Annotated in this window: 10 protein-coding genes and 1 pseudogene; 3 read left to right on the top strand and 8 right to left on the bottom strand. The window is 55.0% G+C overall.

From position 1 onward, the window contains the following. Positions 1 to 302: 302 nt before the first annotated feature. The 3 genes and pseudogenes from NYE48_RS08705 to NYE48_RS08695 all read left to right on the top strand — a co-directional run. Positions 303 to 509 (top strand): annotated as a pseudogene (locus NYE48_RS08705) (helix-turn-helix domain-containing protein); the annotation flags it as partial. 254 nt (positions 510 to 763) lie between these two features. Further along, complete coding sequence (locus NYE48_RS08700; RefSeq protein ID WP_339321483.1) at positions 764 to 1,411, top strand: metal-dependent hydrolase; 648 nt, start codon at positions 764 to 766, stop codon at positions 1,409 to 1,411. A 262-nt stretch (positions 1,412 to 1,673) separates the two neighbouring features. Further along, positions 1,674 to 2,567, top strand: coding sequence for a cation diffusion facilitator family transporter (locus NYE48_RS08695; RefSeq protein WP_212950832.1), 894 nt, complete (start codon positions 1,674 to 1,676; stop codon positions 2,565 to 2,567). A gap of 149 nt (positions 2,568 to 2,716) precedes the next feature. Here the strand turns inward: NYE48_RS08695 and NYE48_RS08690 are convergent, their stop codons facing one another. From NYE48_RS08690 to NYE48_RS08655, 8 genes are all read right to left on the bottom strand, one after another. Further along, positions 2,717 to 4,474, bottom strand: a complete 1,758-nt coding sequence (locus tag NYE48_RS08690) for a glycoside hydrolase family 35 protein (RefSeq protein WP_212950830.1) — start codon at positions 4,472 to 4,474, stop codon at positions 2,717 to 2,719. Between the two features lie 123 nt (positions 4,475 to 4,597). Continuing rightward, a complete protein-coding gene (locus NYE48_RS08685; RefSeq protein WP_081992665.1) occupies positions 4,598 to 5,488 on the bottom strand; it encodes a carbohydrate ABC transporter permease in 891 nt (296 codons plus the stop codon). Position 5,489: 1 nt separating this feature from the next. Continuing rightward, positions 5,490 to 6,374, bottom strand: a complete 885-nt coding sequence (locus NYE48_RS08680; protein ID WP_340998079.1) for a carbohydrate ABC transporter permease — start codon at positions 6,372 to 6,374, stop codon at positions 5,490 to 5,492. A gap of 126 nt (positions 6,375 to 6,500) precedes the next feature. Continuing rightward, positions 6,501 to 7,904 carry a carbohydrate ABC transporter substrate-binding protein gene (locus NYE48_RS08675; protein WP_340998077.1) on the bottom strand — a complete coding sequence of 468 codons (1,404 nt, stop codon included), beginning with the start codon at positions 7,902 to 7,904 and terminating at the stop codon, positions 6,501 to 6,503. 168 nt (positions 7,905 to 8,072) lie between these two features. Further along, positions 8,073 to 9,662 (bottom strand): response regulator, encoded by a 1,590-nt coding sequence (locus NYE48_RS08670; RefSeq protein ID WP_340998075.1) that lies wholly within the window; start codon positions 9,660 to 9,662, stop codon positions 8,073 to 8,075. After that, positions 9,655 to 11,481, bottom strand: coding sequence for a sensor histidine kinase (locus NYE48_RS08665; RefSeq protein ID WP_340998073.1), 1,827 nt, complete (start codon positions 11,479 to 11,481; stop codon positions 9,655 to 9,657). Before NYE48_RS08665 ends, NYE48_RS08670 begins: the two co-directional genes overlap by 8 nt. A 253-nt stretch (positions 11,482 to 11,734) precedes the next feature. After that, positions 11,735 to 14,554 (bottom strand): alpha-mannosidase, encoded by a 2,820-nt coding sequence (locus tag NYE48_RS08660; RefSeq protein WP_340998070.1) that lies wholly within the window; start codon positions 14,552 to 14,554, stop codon positions 11,735 to 11,737. 115 nt (positions 14,555 to 14,669) lie between these two features. Next, entirely contained in the window at positions 14,670 to 15,623 is a 954-nt protein-coding gene (locus tag NYE48_RS08655; protein WP_052147280.1) for a carbohydrate ABC transporter permease, read from the bottom strand. Positions 15,624 to 15,634 lie beyond the last annotated feature (11 nt).

Raw genomic sequence — 15,634 nt, 5'->3', positions numbered from 1 at the left:
TTTCAACACCTGTCTTTTTTTAATCGATACTAAATGTATCTAAAAAATGAATCCTCGACAACATTTTATGTTTATAAATCCCTTAATAGGAGGAGTTATGCCGAAAACCTTTAACCTCAGCACAACATTGCATCAACAGGAAGATTCCATCGTGTCATAAAGGGTTCAGCAACCTGTTTTCTTAGGAAAATGGTTACAAAATGGTTATTCGCTATTGACGACATTGTAAATTTACGATACATTTTGTATCGCGTCAAGTATTATTTCATTAGCCTTGGATCATATACGGAGGGTGGGAACGGATGAAGTACGGTCATCGGATAGCAGAACTTCGGGAACAAAAAGGCTGGACACAAGAGGAATTATCTGCCTCGATCGGCATCAGCAGAGCGGCGCTGTCTCATTACGAGAAAAACCGGAGAAAGCCGGACTATGAAACGTTGGACCGGCTGGCTGATCTGTTTCAGGTTTCAATTGATTACCTGTTGGGAAGGGGGGCGTTGCCCAAGGATTCGGCCGGATCGGAACCCGTCGATTCGAAAGAATGAGCCCTCCGCAACGCACGGCCTGCAACAAATTTAAAGCGGATACATTGGCATTGGTTAGGCTTGGATACAGAATACATATTGATCCACAACTAGCTGTTCTATAAAACTTCCTCTTTTATCAAAAGAACCTTTGCGCGCCTCGCTCCCGGCATGTATAATAGGATAGCAAACATATGTTTGCCTATATATCCACGTGGTCAGTCAGAGGAGGCATCATGAAAGGTTCAACGCATATGGCGATCGGCGTCGCCATCGGAGCGGCTGCGGCTGCGCACTATCCGTTTACGCTGCAGCATGCCGCGCTTTATATCGCGGTTTCCGCGTTGTCGGCGCTCAGCCCCGATCTGGACGGGCCCAGCATGCTCAGTTCAAAGATCGGGCAGTTTTCCAAGTGGCTGCGGGAGATGCTGTACTGGTCAGGCCTGCTTCTGATCGTTATGCTTATCTGGCTTTATTTCGCGAAACATCTGTTTGTCGTGGAATATTCGCTCGCGGCGCTTAGCTTGTTTTTGCTCGGCCTGATTATTAAAGACGGACTCATGCGCAACATCCTTGTCAGCGTGATCGGCTGCGCGCTTGCGTATATCGGCCTGTCCCATCAGATGACGTGGCTTCTCGGATTCGGGTTGTTCGTGGCGGTCGCCCCTTGGCTGAAGCACCGGGGATTAACGCACACCGTCTGGGCGCTGGGACTATGGGCATACATAGGTTCGGGCTTGGAGGAGCAACTTCAGGTGGAAGGCATCATGCTGGTGGCCACCGCCGGATACCTGTCGCATCTGGTCGCCGATTCGCTGACGCCAAGCGGCGTGAAGTGGCTGTACCCCATCATCAAAAAATCGTTCAAAATTCCGATCGCGTAAGCAAACATCACTAGTAGCACAAGCTCCCATTCAAAAATGATCCAAAAAGCTCTCCAAGCGCAAAAGCACATCCCCCTATGCGGGAAATGTGCGCGTCGGGAGAGTTTTTTCCTGTTCAAGCCAAAAAAAGGCAGCCCGTTCCTTCCGGAATGAATAACATTTATTCATATGCAGAATACTTTTAACTTGAAGCTCTCCGCTATGAATGGTACATATTGTAAGAGGTCGAACGATTTTTAATTTGCCTTAAGGAGTAGAGCAGGTGGCCAATAAAACCATTGTTGCCGTTTGGATCAGCTTGATCAGTAACGTGGTGCTGACGGCGCTCAAAATCGTCACGGGTCTTGTATTTAATAGTAAAGTTCTCGTCGCGGACGGGATTCACAACGCCGGGGACGTCGTGGCAACCGTTGCCGCCTTGACTTCCGCCCTCGTCGCCAGGAAACCGGCCGATGAAGACCATCCTTACGGCCACGGCAAAGCCGAAGCGATTGCTTCCGGACTGGTGTCCATCATTTTGATCATGGCGGCGCTGCTGATGGTTTACAAGTCCGTCGAATCCTTTTTTTCGCCCCCCGCCGCAGCCAGCTGGATATCGCTTGTGGCCGCTTTTGTTTCCTTGGCGTGGAAGCAGGCGCTGTACATGTACTGCATCCGGATCGGAAAAGCGGAAAACAGCCGCAGCCTGATCGCGACCGCCTATGACCATATTGCCGACGTCTACGCTTCGGCAGCGGCCGTGATCGGGATCGGCATTGCGCTGATCGGCGACAAATACCATATCGCGTATACGGAATACGGCGACTCCGCCGCGGGCATTATCGTCTCTTATCTCGTCATCCGGCTCGGCTACAAAATGGGACGCGAAGCCATCGACATTTTGATGGACAAAAACGTCACGAACGAGCAGCTGGAACAGCTGACCTCGATCATTTATTCGGTTCCGAACGTCAAACGGGTGGACAGCATCCGCGCCCGGGAGCTCGGCAATGCGATTATCGTGGACGTGAAGGTCAGCGTCCCGAATCAATTGACCGTGAAGGAAGGACATGACGTGAGCCGCGAGGTGAAGCAAAGCATCATGAAGCGGATGAAGCACGTCGGGGACGTCATGGTGCATTTGAATCCGTGGTACGCAGACGGAGAGGAAGAATAAGAAAAACGTCTATCGATGTACTTTCTCAGTAGACAGACCGCGTTTAGTTGAAGTTTTTCTTGCAATATCAGGATGCAATCGCTCTGTAGTTAATACTTTCTGATATTATAAAACAGGGACTGCCCCAGGATCGGGACAGTCCCTGTTTATTATCCGAGATCCGGCACGTCCACCAAGCTGACTTCCGGATTGCTTGTTCCGTGAAGCTCGAAGACGACAAGCTCGTTGCTGCCGGTCTTCAGCAGCGGCGCCGGAATGTACAATGCTTTCTGCGGTCCCGCTTCCCAGTATCGTCCGAGATTGAAGCCGTTAATATAGACGACGCCTTTCGTCCATCCGTCCAAACGGATAAAGGTATCCGCCTTGTCGTCGACCTCGAACGTTCCCTTGTAAAAGGCCGGCGCTCCGCCCTTAACGGAAGCTCCTTCTTCCTTCAGCGGCGCAAAAGACAACGCTGACAAGTCGCTAAGCGGCAGCGGACGGATCGTCCAGTCGTACAGGAACTGGTTGCCGAGGCGGATGCCTTCCGTGATGCCCTTCGGATCCCTCATCAGCGGGCCGTAGTTGACGCGGCCCATGTTTTCCACGAGCACGTCAAGCTGCAGTCCTTCGGCCGGGATTTCGAGCGGGATGCCTGCCGGATTCCAGCGTTCCACCGTGCCGACGTACTCGCCGTTCGCAAAAATGAGCGCCCGGTCGCGCACGTCCTGCAGCACCAGCTCAAAGCCGTGCCGCGGACCGCTGATCCGCGTGGAATAAAGGATAAAGCCGTAATTTTGGCCTACCTTCTCCATCGGCTCCGGACACGCCCTGCGGATCGGCTGCGACAACTGATCCAGCTGGCCGAACAGTCCGGCCTGTTCCGTCATCTGCACGGTGCCGTACGCCTTTTTGCGGATCGGCTCAGGCAATTCCAGCTCCGGCAGGTCCGTGTAACGGGAAAGCACCTCGCGTACGGCATAAAACTTCGGCGTCGGATCCCCCCACTCGCTCAGCAGCGTATCGTAATCGTAGCTCGTGACCGTCGGCTCGAACTGCTGTCCGTGGTTGGCCCCGTTGTAAAACCCGAAATTGGTGCCGCCATGGAACATGTAAAAGTTCACCGATGCGCCTTCCTCCAGCATCTCTTCGAGCGCTTTCGCCACGTCTTCGGCCGGGCGGGTGTGATGCTCCTCCGTCCAATGGTCGAACCAGCCGTTCCAAAACTCCATGCACATCAGCGGGCCTTCCGGCTGGTATTCGCGCAGCTTCGCGAACGCCTCCTTTGCTCTGGAACCGAAGTTGACCGTCTCCAGCACGCCTTCCACCATGCCGCCTTGAAGCATATGGTTTTCCGGGCCGTCGGAGGTGAACAGCAGCACGTCGATGCCGCGGCTGATCATGCCTTCTTTCAAGTAATTCAAATATTGCTTGTCATTGCCGTAGCTGCCGTATTCGTTTTCGATCTGCATGGCGATGATCGGGCCGCCGTTCGTGCATTGAAGCGGTTTCAATCTTGGCAGCAGCTCGTCGAAATAACGGTCGACCTTGTCCAGGAACGCACGGTCGAAGCAGCGAAGCCGCATCGAGGAATCGGCCAGCAGCCAGGCAGGAAGTCCGCCGAATTCCCATTCGGCGCATATGTACGGGCTTGGACGCACGATGACATGAAGCCCCAATTCGCCGGCTAACCGGACGAACGCTTCGATGTCCGCCAATCCGTCAAACACGAACTTTCCTTCTTCCGGTTCGTGGATGTTCCACGCCACGTACGTTTCGACCGTGTTAAAACCGCAGGCTTTCAGCTTCAGCAGCCGGTCGCGCCAATATTCAGGTACCACGCGGAAATAATGGATGGAACCGGAAAAAATGCGAAGGGGTTCCCCTTCATAAACAAAATCGTTTCCTTGAACCTTGAATTCTGCCATTACGTTCGATCTCTCCCTCTCGGTGCCTTTTTTTGGCCTTTCCTGCCAATAGCCCTATCCGGCTTATTATAAGCCAGAATGAGGGCTATTGGGAGAACTATTTTGACAATTTTTCCGCAAAAATCAGCCCTTGACCCCGCCGAGCATCAGGCCTTCGGTCAGCTTCTTCTGCAGCAGCGTATAAATGACGACCGTGGGAACCAGAACGATGACGAGTCCCGCGAACAAGGAGCCCCAATCCGTGGCAAACTGCTGGATTTGCATCAGATTGCTGAGGCCGATCGGAATGGTTTTTTTGGCGTCGCTCGTCACGAGCGTCATGGCAAGCACGTATTCGTTCCAAAAGTCGAAAAAGCTGAATACGACCATCGTAATGATGCCGGGACGCACCATGGGCATAATGATCCGGAACAACGTGGAAAAATATCCGCAGCCGTCGATCATCGCGGCCTCTTCAAAATCGGACGGGATCGATTTCATGAAGCCGGTAAGCAAATAAATCGAAAAGGAAAGGGTGCCCGTCGCATACACGGCGCTGAGCCAAAACCGGTTGTCGAGCATATGCAGGTCGTTCATTAGGATGAACAGCGGCACGATGATATACACTCCTCCGATGAACAACCCCGCCATATACAGGTTCGAAATGAGTTTTTGCCCGCGGAAACGCATCCGCCCGAGCACGTAAGCGGTCGGCACCGCCATCAGGATCAGCATGATCATGGACAAGACGACAACCAGCACCGAATTCAGCATGTAATCGCCGATTTTGGCGGTCGTGAAAGCCCGGACGTAGTTGTCCCACTGCAGCGATTTCGGCAAAGTCCACGGGCTTTCCATCACTTCTTCGTTTGTTTTGAAGGAAGCCATCACGTTCCACAGCAGCGGATACGCGACCGCCAGCGCCTGAAGGATGAGCAAGATCCGGAGGAGCCCGTTGCGGACGATGACAGCCGCTTTCGCCGGCCGACGTTCCCTTGGGGAAGGAAACGCCGCGCTTGTCTGAATTTGTGCCATATCAGTAGGAACCCCTTTCCGTAAGTTTGTTGCTGATCAGCGACAGGAGCACGGAAAATGCGAAAACGAAAACGCCGATGGCCATCGCGTAACCGAAATTGGAGTTCGTAAACGCCTGCTGGTACAAGTAAGTCATGACCACTTCCGAATGCCGGTCCGGCCCGCCCGCCGTCATGATCGTCACGATGACGAAGCTGATCGACAAAACGCCGTTGATGCTGAAAATGATGGTGATCCGGATGATTTCCCACAGCATCGGAATCGTGATATGAATGAATTGCTTCAAGGGCGTTGCGCCGTCGATGCTCGCCGCCTCGTACAAATCGGGCGATATGCCGTCGATGCCCGCCATGTAAATGACCATGTAATATCCGGCGGCCTGCCAGATCATCGTTACGGCCAGCGCCCACAATACGGTGCGGGAATCGCCGAGCCACGGCATCGCGTATTGCCCGAGTCCCGTCAGCTCCAGTCCCGAATTCAAAAAGCCGAGCGTCGGATGGTAAATGAAAGACCAGAGAATCGCGATGACGACAAAAGACAAAATGCTCGGGAAAAAGAACAGCGTACGGTAAAGCCCGCGCTCCTTCAGCTTTGTCCGCGTCAAGATCGAGGCGTTGACCAGGGCAATCAGCAGGTTGAATACGGGAACGATGACCATCAGAAACCCGGTGTTGCGGAGAGACAGCAGAAACGCATCGTCGCGGAACATGTCCACGAAGTTTTTGAAGCCGATGAATTTGGGCTTATCCCCGATTCCCGTCCATAGGAAAAAAGATTTGTAAAACACTTGGATCGTCGGGTACAGTTTGAACAGCATAAACATGGCCAACCCCGGAACAAGGCATACGGCCATAAACAGAAGCCGCCTCGTTTTCAGCGTCATTCCCTCACGTCCTTCCACTTGGGTTCTTTAAGCCGGCCGCAACCCGAATCGGCCTTTGCGTCCTAACGGGTCGCGACGGCCTGTTTTTGTCTGCTTTCACGTTAGCTTCCCATGGGGGCGCGGGAACTACTGAGCTTGTTTTAATTCCTTGCTGACCTCCGTATACATGTCGTACATCTTCTGTCCATATTCCTCGAGCGTCATCTGTTTGTTGACCAGGGAAGAAATCGCTTTGTATACGTCGTCCTTCGGATTGTACTTGCTGCCTTTCGCTACCGTTTGAAACGTTCCGTTGACCAGTTCCATGCCGTTGTCCACGGCTTTGTAAACATTGTACGTCGATTCCGAAATATACGGCTTCGCCAAATCGGCCGCATCTTTGACCGCCATGACCGCCTTGGATTTTTCGGCATTCAGCTTAATGCTCTCGTCTGAGTAGATGTATTTCAGGAATTCGGAGGCAAGCTCCGGATTTTTGGCTTTCGCTGGAATGACGATTTGTTCGATATTGCTTTGCGCTTTAACGCTGCCGCCGCTAAAGGACGGGATGCCGAGGAAGCCGAACTGGAAGCCGCTTTCGCGCGGCGCATCCTTCATTTCATCCTCGAACCACGTTCCGTTCGGGATAAACATCGCTTTGCCCTGCATAAACGCCGTTTGCGCCTGCGTATGGTTCAGCGCGACCGTGCCTTTCATCAAGCCGTTATCTTCGTTTGCGAACTTGAGGATGTTGCCCCATACCTGCTTGAACACGTCGCTTTTCCAAAACTCGGGGTCGTAATTGAAAAATTGGTCGAGCGCCTTCTGCCCGCCAAGGTCGTAAATGGCCGGAACGATGACTTCTTCCAGATAACCCGGATAGATCCCTTGATACGTAAACAGCGCCCTGCCGTTCTCCTTGGCCGCCGCATTCATGGCAAACAGCTCATCCCAGGTTTTCGGCGGCTGGAATCCCTTTTCGTCAAACAGCGTCTTGTTGTACCATAGGCCCAGCACGCCGAAGTTGAACGGCGCCAGATAGATTTTTCCGTCGCCGTACGGGGACATCGCGCGCGACTCCAACACGCCCGGAAGAATTTTATCCTTCAGCGGACCGCTGCCGTCGTTTTCATTGAAAATATCCGTCAAATCCAGCAGCGCCTTGTCCTTGATCAGTCCGTCAAGCAGCGGGATGTTGTCTCCCCCCGCGATGTACAGCAGATCCGGCGGGTTACCCGCTACGATTTTCGGACGCACGAGCTCGGCGATTTTCGGACTGGCCGTCAGATTGATTTTCGTGCCGGGATGATCTTTCATGAACGCTTCGATGACCTGATCCCAATATTCGCGGCCGTAGCCGCCTTGGAAAACAGCGACGTTCAGCTCGCCGTTGGCGACTTGCTTGGAACCGTCGCCGCCCGATCCCGCCGCGTCCTTGCCGCCTTCATTCGCTCCGGAAGCACCGCTGCTGCCGCCGTTACCGCAGCCTGCAATGAGGGATACGGACAATGCGCAAGCGCTTACAACGGTGAGAAACTTATTCCATTTCATTCCATGACCTCCTTTTTCTTTGTTGTCATTATACCTCTGCCTCAAACGGCGCCAAATGGAGCACGGAATGAATGACATGGACGATTTTATGCTCATGTTGAAACCGCTTGCGCCGTACCTGTACGATTTTAGGATGGCAACGTAAAATGGTGCATTTTGGCGTTACTTTTATCTTAAAGCTGGATTTTCTTTCGGTTTGACGTGTTTTGGCGCGATGCCGAAATGCTTTTTGAACAAACGGTTGAAATAAAACGGATCATGAATGCCGACCTCGGCCGCAGCCTCCTTGACCAGCAGCTGGCCCGAGGACAGCAGCTCATACGCTTTGGCCATGCGCAGCTCATTCAGGTAAGTCATGATGCTTTTTCCGGTTTCCGTTTTGAAAATCTGGCATAAATACGTTTCCGACAAATTGACGTGGGACGCCACGTCACGGATCGAAACCGCTTGGGCGTAATGCTCTTCCAAGTAGCCGAGCGCCTTTCGGATTTCCGGCCGAATCGCCCGAAGCTTCGCGTCGCTCCCAGCAAGGGCAAGCACGTCCTGCGCCAGCTCCGAGACGAGCATAAGCAGCTCCGTGTCGCTACCCGCTCCGGTAATCCGTTCCAGCCAAAGCGAATGGTCGAACTCCCGCCGCTGCTCAAGCCCTAACTTGCGGCTTAAGGTCCACATTCCCTCGCATACCGTCCGTTTGACGACCCGCGGCAGCAGCCTGCGCGCGGCGCCTTCCCTGATGAGCCGCAGCGCCCGCTGCTCCCATTCGGCGGCAAACTCCGGCCGGCCCGTGCGGATGTCCTCCGTCCATTCCGATTCCATCCGCTCGTACGCAGGATCATATTCGGCGGCTTCGGTATCGCTGGGCAAGCACACCCGCCCGGCTTCTTGGTAAAACAACAACGTCCTGGCTTTGCGGCAGCGCCTCATTTCATCGATCAGCTCTTCCAGGCCGAATGCCGGTTTCCCGTAAACGATATCGACGTTCAGGCTGTAGTACATGGCGGCCAGGCTGGCGATCCTTCCTGCCATCTCGGCCGGCTCTGCCGTTTGCGTATCCGCAGGATAAGCCGCGGCGAGCAGGAACCTGCGTTCCTCCTCCGCCACGGTACATTGCCAGCTGCTCCCCGGGTAGACGTCGCTCCACAGCTGGCTGAGAGCACGCGTCAGCGAGGTTTCGTCCCTTTTTTCCCCTGCCGTATCCACTTGAATGGCGAACAGGGTCACGCCGTGACCCGGCGGCAGCAGTTCCGATGCGATTTCCGGGCTCAGGCCGGGAAGCTGGGCCGCGTCGACGGAATCGCGCAGGGCGAGGAGCAGATCGTGAATCCGGTTTGTTTGGTCATTCCGCTCCACCGTAAGAGCAACGCCCGGCTGGCGTTTTTTTTCGTCCAGCTTGCTGGCGATTTCGTTTAAGGTTTGCATGAAATTTTCGCTTTTGAGCGTCAGCTTCAACATATAGTCATGGGCGCCGCATTTCAGCGCTTCGCGCACCAGCTCGAAATCGTTGAAATTGCTCAGCACCAGGATCTCTCCGTCAAAGCCGGAGGCCACAAGGTGTTTAATCAGCTCGATCCCGTCCATCTCGGGCATTTTAATGTCGGTGATGATGATATCCGGATGCTGCTCGCGCACCATCTTCAGCGCGGACGCCCCGCTGGACGCCGACCCCGAATACGCAAAACGGCTGCCTTCCCAGCGGATCAGCGTTTTCACCGCATGACGGACGATCATTTCGTCATCGACGATAAGCACTTTATACATGATGCTCCCCTTCCCCCTCGCTTCGATAGATTGGAATCGTAATGACCGTCTCGGTCCCTTCCCCGACCGTGCTGGTCGTTGCAAGCCCAAAATTCGCGCCGAAATGCAGCCTGATCCGCTCATGAACGTTCGCGATCCCGAGGCCCGACAGCTTCGAGCGCGAAGCCTGTTTCGGCTTCACCGCGCTCATGTCGAACCCTTTGCCGTCATCGGTAATCCGAATGGTCAGCACATGATTGCGGCAGGTGGCTTTGACCGTGATGCCCACCCGCTTTTCATCGTCTCCCACGCCGTGCAGAATGGAGTTTTCCACGATCGGCTGCAAAATGAATTTGGGCACCAGCGTCTCGGAAAGCTCCTCGTCCACGTCGGTATGCAGCACGAAAGAATCTCCGTAACGTATGCGCTGGATGTTGGCGTAATGGCGCAGATTTTCGATTTCGGCCCGCAGCGGAATGAATTCGTCCTTGACCATGATCGTGCTGCGGAGCAGTTCCGAAAGCGACTCGATGCCGCTCGTGACCGATTCGTTTCCCCCAAGCATCGCGGACCATTTCAGGGAGTTTAACGTATTGAACAAAAAATGCGGATTGATTTGCGCCTGCAGCATTTTCAGTTCCGCGTCGCGTTTGGCCTGCTGCTCGGTCTGCACCTGGGCGATCAGCCGCTTCAGCTGCTCCACCATCCCGTCGATCGTTTCGGTCAACATATCCATCTCGTCCGGGTACTTGGAACGCGCCTCGGCTTTGGCTACAAGCCTTCCCATCCGGATTTGCTTGGCGTACATGAGCAGCGAGCGCATCGGACTATGGATCGTAAAATAAATCCACATCGAAATCATGCCGGACAACAGCACGATCAAAAGACAAATAAAGACCAGGTTCCGCTGCATTTCCGACAGCTCCGACACGATGAATTTTTGCGGGATCATGCCCACGAAAAACCAGTTGGCCGAGCGGATATAGGCGCTGCCGACGAGATACTCGTGTTTATCGACGTTGGCATGAAACGTCGCCAGCCTCCCCTCCCGGTGAAACTGCCGGTCGATGACCGCATGGATTTCATCGGGCGCAAAGCGGCTTCCTTTGGGGATGTCTTCCGATAGCGACGAAATCACCATGCCGCTGGCGTCCGTAATATAAATGCTGCTGCCCGTCCCCAAATTGACGAATTTATAAATGTTGCGCGAAAACACTTTTTCGTCGATAAAAATGATGACGTATCCGAGCTGCTTGTTCAGCGCGTCCTCCGAATAAATGATCCGGCTAAGCGCGATGGTATTGGTCCCCCGGCTGGAACGAAGATACGTCCAGTAAGCGTTTCCAATGGAGTGGCTTGTTTGCTCCAGCATGGCTTGAATGGAAGCCGACGGATACAGCTCGAAGCCGAGATCGAAAAACGTCTCGCTGCTGCTGTTCAAAATCATGACGTTGCTGATGTTGCCGAGCTGGAAAATTTGCTGCCCCATCTCGTTTCCGATCCGGACTTTCAGCTGGTTTTTTTCGTAGTCGGTCATCGTATCGAAACGCCGCAGGCCGTCCTGGATGGAAGGGTTGATGATGATGTTTTCGCTTAACGTTTCATATTGCTCGAGCTCGCGCGTGGCGTTTTGGGAAAGCTCGTCCAGGATCTGCATGGAGTATGCGCTGATTTTGTTCGTTACCGAAGCCTGGTATTTCATGTTGGAATAAACGCTGACGATAACGACCGGCAAAAGCGAGGTAATGACAAAGGCGGCCAGCAGCCGGTTTTTGATCGACAAGCGCCGCAAAACGAAGGACTTGCTTTTGATTCGGGAACCTAAAGTACGGATCAACATCGAATTCCCCCCGCGTAAGATCTCCTCGGCCCGGGGCTGTTCCCCAAGTCATAACCTATACTAACCGCCACCGTCGAAAACCGTCAACGGAAACTGTCCCGCGTCCGGGTTCCCGATAAACGGGAGAAATCGGGCACCTCAGCAACCGTTTCCGCCTTGGCAGCCTGGACTCCGCAAGCCGGATGCGCCTCCCCGAACCGAAACAAAAAACCGCCGCAGAAGACGCGAGCGTCCCTGCAGCGGCTGCAAGCATTTATGTCTTGGGCCGAAGCAAAACCGTTTTGATTTCCGCGGGCCCTGCCGCGATCTCCGCGAGATCCACCCGTTCCAGCGGCTCCTCCATAATGTTGCTTTCCCTTGCCTCTTGAACGGCAAAAGAAGGTTCGATGCGCAGAAGCCGCGGGTCTTTTTCGGTATTGAACCACCGAGCCACAACGGCATCCTCCGGGGACATTTTCAGCGCCGAGAACAGAAGCCCCTTCCCTTCCCAGGACAGATAAGAATGAACGGCCGGAAGGCGGCCCCCATGCATCCCCGTTTGCTGCGCCAGCCACGGCACCTGGAATTGATGCGCCAGAACCATGGCGCCCTCCTCGTCCAAACCTCCTTTTCCCTGACCTAATTCATCCGGCGAAAAAGGGACGATCATCAGGCGCGCCGTATGTTTTCCTTTGCACTGCGCCCCCGGCGTCGGAAAATGGCCCCAGTCTCCCATTTCCCCCACCGCCCGCAGCAGCGTGACCGCAATTCCCGCCGTCGATTCCTCCTGCATGATTTCGTATTCCGGCAGCCCCTGGTTGGCGATCAGGAGGCCCTGCCGTTCGTCCCGGATCGATACGAAGGCCTGTTGATGATGACAGTTGCTCGGGTTTTTCCATTCCGCGGCCGGGACGTTGCTTCTTTCCGCCGCTTCGAAGATCGAATCCGCCTTGTGCGTCTGGGCGACGATGCCCGGTTTGAACAGCATCCGAAGCCGATGGTCTTCCGCTTGGTTGTCGAACGCGGACTCGACAAGGATGCCTTGGCCTTCGCGTTCGAGCGTGATCCGGGTGTAGATGCGCAGATCAGTCATGACGGAAGAACGGCCCGCCCTTCGTCCCGTGAACCAAACCAGCTCCCGCTGCTCCTCCCCGAGCGTGTCGTCCGCGGAAACGGGAATGCGAAGCGTATGCGCAATATCGAAGGAAGCCCGGTACGGCTCGTCTTCGGCCAACGTGACGTCGGCGGCCAGGCCCTTCGTCGTGATCGGCAGATCGCCGTCAGGCTGCTTGTACATATATTCGTTGCCGATATCGCCGGTGTCCTCATAGATGCACAGGTCCCGCAGCATCCGGCCGGTTGCCTTGTCCATGACGGTCAGTGAACCGTCGTGTTCGATCGTCACCGCCAAATATTCGTTTTCCATGCGGTTAGGTCCGGTCACCAGCGATGGACGGGGCGCATCGTTTCCCGCCGGAGCATTGGCAGGTGCGAGACCGGCGGCGGTTCGGCCTGCGATGCCCGCGCCTCCTTGCTTTCCGCGGACGACGGCAAACGTTTTATGCCCGATCCCCGGCACGCGCCCCGCTTCGAAGCGTACCCGGATTTTCCTTGCGAAATAAGGCTGGCGGAAGCGGTCATCGGGCAGGTCGTAGCCGAACGCGATGCCGAGGTCCTCATAGGAAAACGGCACCTCTTCCCCGTCCGGATCGATCATGCGCAACCGGCCGATCGGCAGCGTCTTCAGCGTTTTTTTCATTTCGGCAAAACCGATGCCGCTCCGGAAATAGATCCGCTCGATCTCAAGCTCCGCCGTCGCCACGCCGGAACGTTTCCAGCCGGTCGTATTCCATACCGCCAGCGGATGTGCGGTTTCCCCTTCCCGAAGGAACCGGCCGAACCGGCTCGTATCGATCTCATCCGCAAGCGCGTCCAGGCTGTCGCTGACGATCGCTTCGGCCACGTGCCTGCTTTTGGCGAACCGGGCCACCATCTCGTCATGCACCTCGTCCACGCTGCAGCCGCAAATGCTGTCATGGGGATGGTTTTGCATCAGCGTTTTCCAGGCATATTCGAACAGATGATGCGGATACGGCGCTTTCCCCGTCAAATGGGCGAAAACGGCGAGCGGTTCGGCCGTTTTTTCCAGCAGCGTTTGTCCCTGGTTGTTCATTTGCTTCAGGTATATTCTCGACGACGCGGTGTTGACCAAGGTGGACCAGCCGTCCGTATGCTGGCTGCGAAGTTCGCCGCGGACGACCGACAGATGCTCCGGCACGTTTTCGGATACGGCCTTGGCGTAATCCGCCAAGTTGGAATGGACGAAACGTTGTTCCGGAAACAGGGCTTGCGCCGTTTGGATCGCCGCGGCGGCCGTCTGCTGCACCGGCTGGTGGTCGCATCCGTTCATCATCAGCAGATGCGGCGTTGAAGCGTACTTTTCCGCATCCTGCAGCTTTTGTTCCCAATAGGCCACCGCTTCCCCGGGTTCCACGGGCATTTCGTTGCCGTTGCTGTACCAATTGGCGAACAAAATGCCAAGGACGCGCGAACCGTCGGGAGCTTCCCAGATCATTTCCGAATACGGCGATTCGTACGCCGCCGCCTCGCTGACTTCGTTGTTGAACCCCGTCGGCTTGACGCCCCGTCCGAAGAAGGCGTTCCCGATGCCGGCCTGGCGCAGCAGCTGCGGCGCCTGCCCCATATTGCCGAAGGAGTCGGGGAAATACCCGGTTTTGCTTATCGCGCCGTAACGGGCCGCATCCCGGTGACCGTATAGCAGATTACGCACGTTGGCTTCGCTGCTGGTCAGAAACTCGTCCTGCAAAACATACCACGGGCCGATATGGATGCGGCCTTCGCGTACGTATTTCTCGAGAAGCTCCCGCTTTTCCGGGCGGATCTGCACATAATCGTCCAGCATGATCGTTTGCCCGTCGAGATGAAAGCTTTTGAAATCCGGATCCTTTTCCAGGATAGCCAGCAGCTCGTCCATCAGCTTGACCAGGCGCACATGATGTTTTTCATAAGGCAGATACCATTCCCTGTCCCAATGCGTGTGCGAAACGATATGTACCGTCTTTGATTGTGCCAATATTCCGCTCTCCATTCTAAGATTTTTTCTTATGACGCATGACGGGTCCGCCAACGCTCCTCGATCAAACGATGCGCAGGCCGCATGCATGAAACAGGCGATCGTATGTGCCGGTTTAACCGACGATGCCCGTCCGTTCCACGCTTTCCACGAAATACCGCTGCACGAACAGGTATAAAATGATCAGCGGCGCGGTCAGGAGCAGCACGCCCGTGTTCAGGAGCATCGACTGGTAGACCAGATCCGGCTCCTTGCCAAGCGCCGACCCCATGTCCATCAGCTGCGTGGAAAGCACTTTGACCTTGCTCAGGAAAAGCGACACGTAATAGCTGTCATTCCACTGCCAGACGAACGAAAACAAAACGACGGTAATGATGGCCGGCACGGCGTTCGGAAGCATGATCCGGTAAAAGGTTCTCAGCACGCCCGCGCCGTCGACGAAGGCCGACTCCTCGATTTCTTTCGGAATCCCGCGGAAAAACTGGCGGAAAATGTAAATGTACAAACCGTTTTTCAGCCCCATCGCGGTTGCGGAGGAAATCAGGAACGGCCAGAAGGTATCGATCAGGTTCAGGCTGGATTTGCCCGTAAACAGCTTGATCAAACCGAACAAATCGAAATAACGGTACGTCAGGTACAGCGGAATCATGATGGTTTGCGGCGGCACCACGATCGTGAAAATGACGAGGCCGAACAGCAGGCCGCTGCCCCGGAACTTCAGTCTTGCAAAGGCATACGCCGCAAGCGCGCACGAAGCCAGCTGGACGATCGTCGTTCCGGCCGATATGAGGAACGTGTTCAGGAGGGCCGGGAAATATTGGGTCGCCTCCATCGCGATTTTGATGTTGTCGAGCGTAAAATGCCGCGGAATCCAAAGCACGGTCGGATCGTAAATGTCGGCTTTGCTGCGAAAGGCTACCGAGAGCCGCAAAAACAGCGGAAACAAAATAATGAAGCAAAAGCCGACGATCATGACGGTGCGCACGGCTTTCCACAGCCAAAGCTTGGATTTTTCCAGGGGATTGAATCGGTACTGGATGATATCCGCGTATGCGGCGGGCGATTTCATGGCCTTCTCCT

It is taken from the genome of Paenibacillus sp. FSL M7-1455, from assembly GCF_038004655.1.
Lineage (GTDB): Bacteria > Bacillota > Bacilli > Paenibacillales > Paenibacillaceae > Paenibacillus_AQ > Paenibacillus_AQ cookii.
Note: the sequence above shows the minus strand (reverse complement) of the source record. Positions and strands in the feature narration are given on the sequence as shown.

What these genes read in the sequence shown, in the direction of transcription:
- NYE48_RS08700 (WP_339321483.1), top strand. Translation starts at nt 764, where the DNA reads ATGAAAGGTTCAACGCATATGGCGATCGGCGTCGCCATCGGAGCGGCT.
- NYE48_RS08690 (WP_212950830.1), bottom strand. Translation starts at nt 4,474, where the DNA reads ATGGCAGAATTCAAGGTTCAAGGAAACGATTTTGTTTATGAAGGGGAA.
- NYE48_RS08685 (WP_081992665.1), bottom strand. Translation starts at nt 5,488, where the DNA reads ATGGCACAAATTCAGACAAGCGCGGCGTTTCCTTCCCCAAGGGAACGT.
- NYE48_RS08680 (WP_340998079.1), bottom strand. Translation starts at nt 6,374, where the DNA reads ATGACGCTGAAAACGAGGCGGCTTCTGTTTATGGCCGTATGCCTTGTT.
- NYE48_RS08675 (WP_340998077.1), bottom strand. Translation starts at nt 7,904, where the DNA reads ATGAAATGGAATAAGTTTCTCACCGTTGTAAGCGCTTGCGCATTGTCC.
- NYE48_RS08670 (WP_340998075.1), bottom strand. Translation starts at nt 9,662, where the DNA reads ATGTATAAAGTGCTTATCGTCGATGACGAAATGATCGTCCGTCATGCG.
- NYE48_RS08665 (WP_340998073.1), bottom strand. Translation starts at nt 11,481, where the DNA reads ATGTTGATCCGTACTTTAGGTTCCCGAATCAAAAGCAAGTCCTTCGTT.
- NYE48_RS08655 (WP_052147280.1), bottom strand. Translation starts at nt 15,623, where the DNA reads ATGAAATCGCCCGCCGCATACGCGGATATCATCCAGTACCGATTCAAT.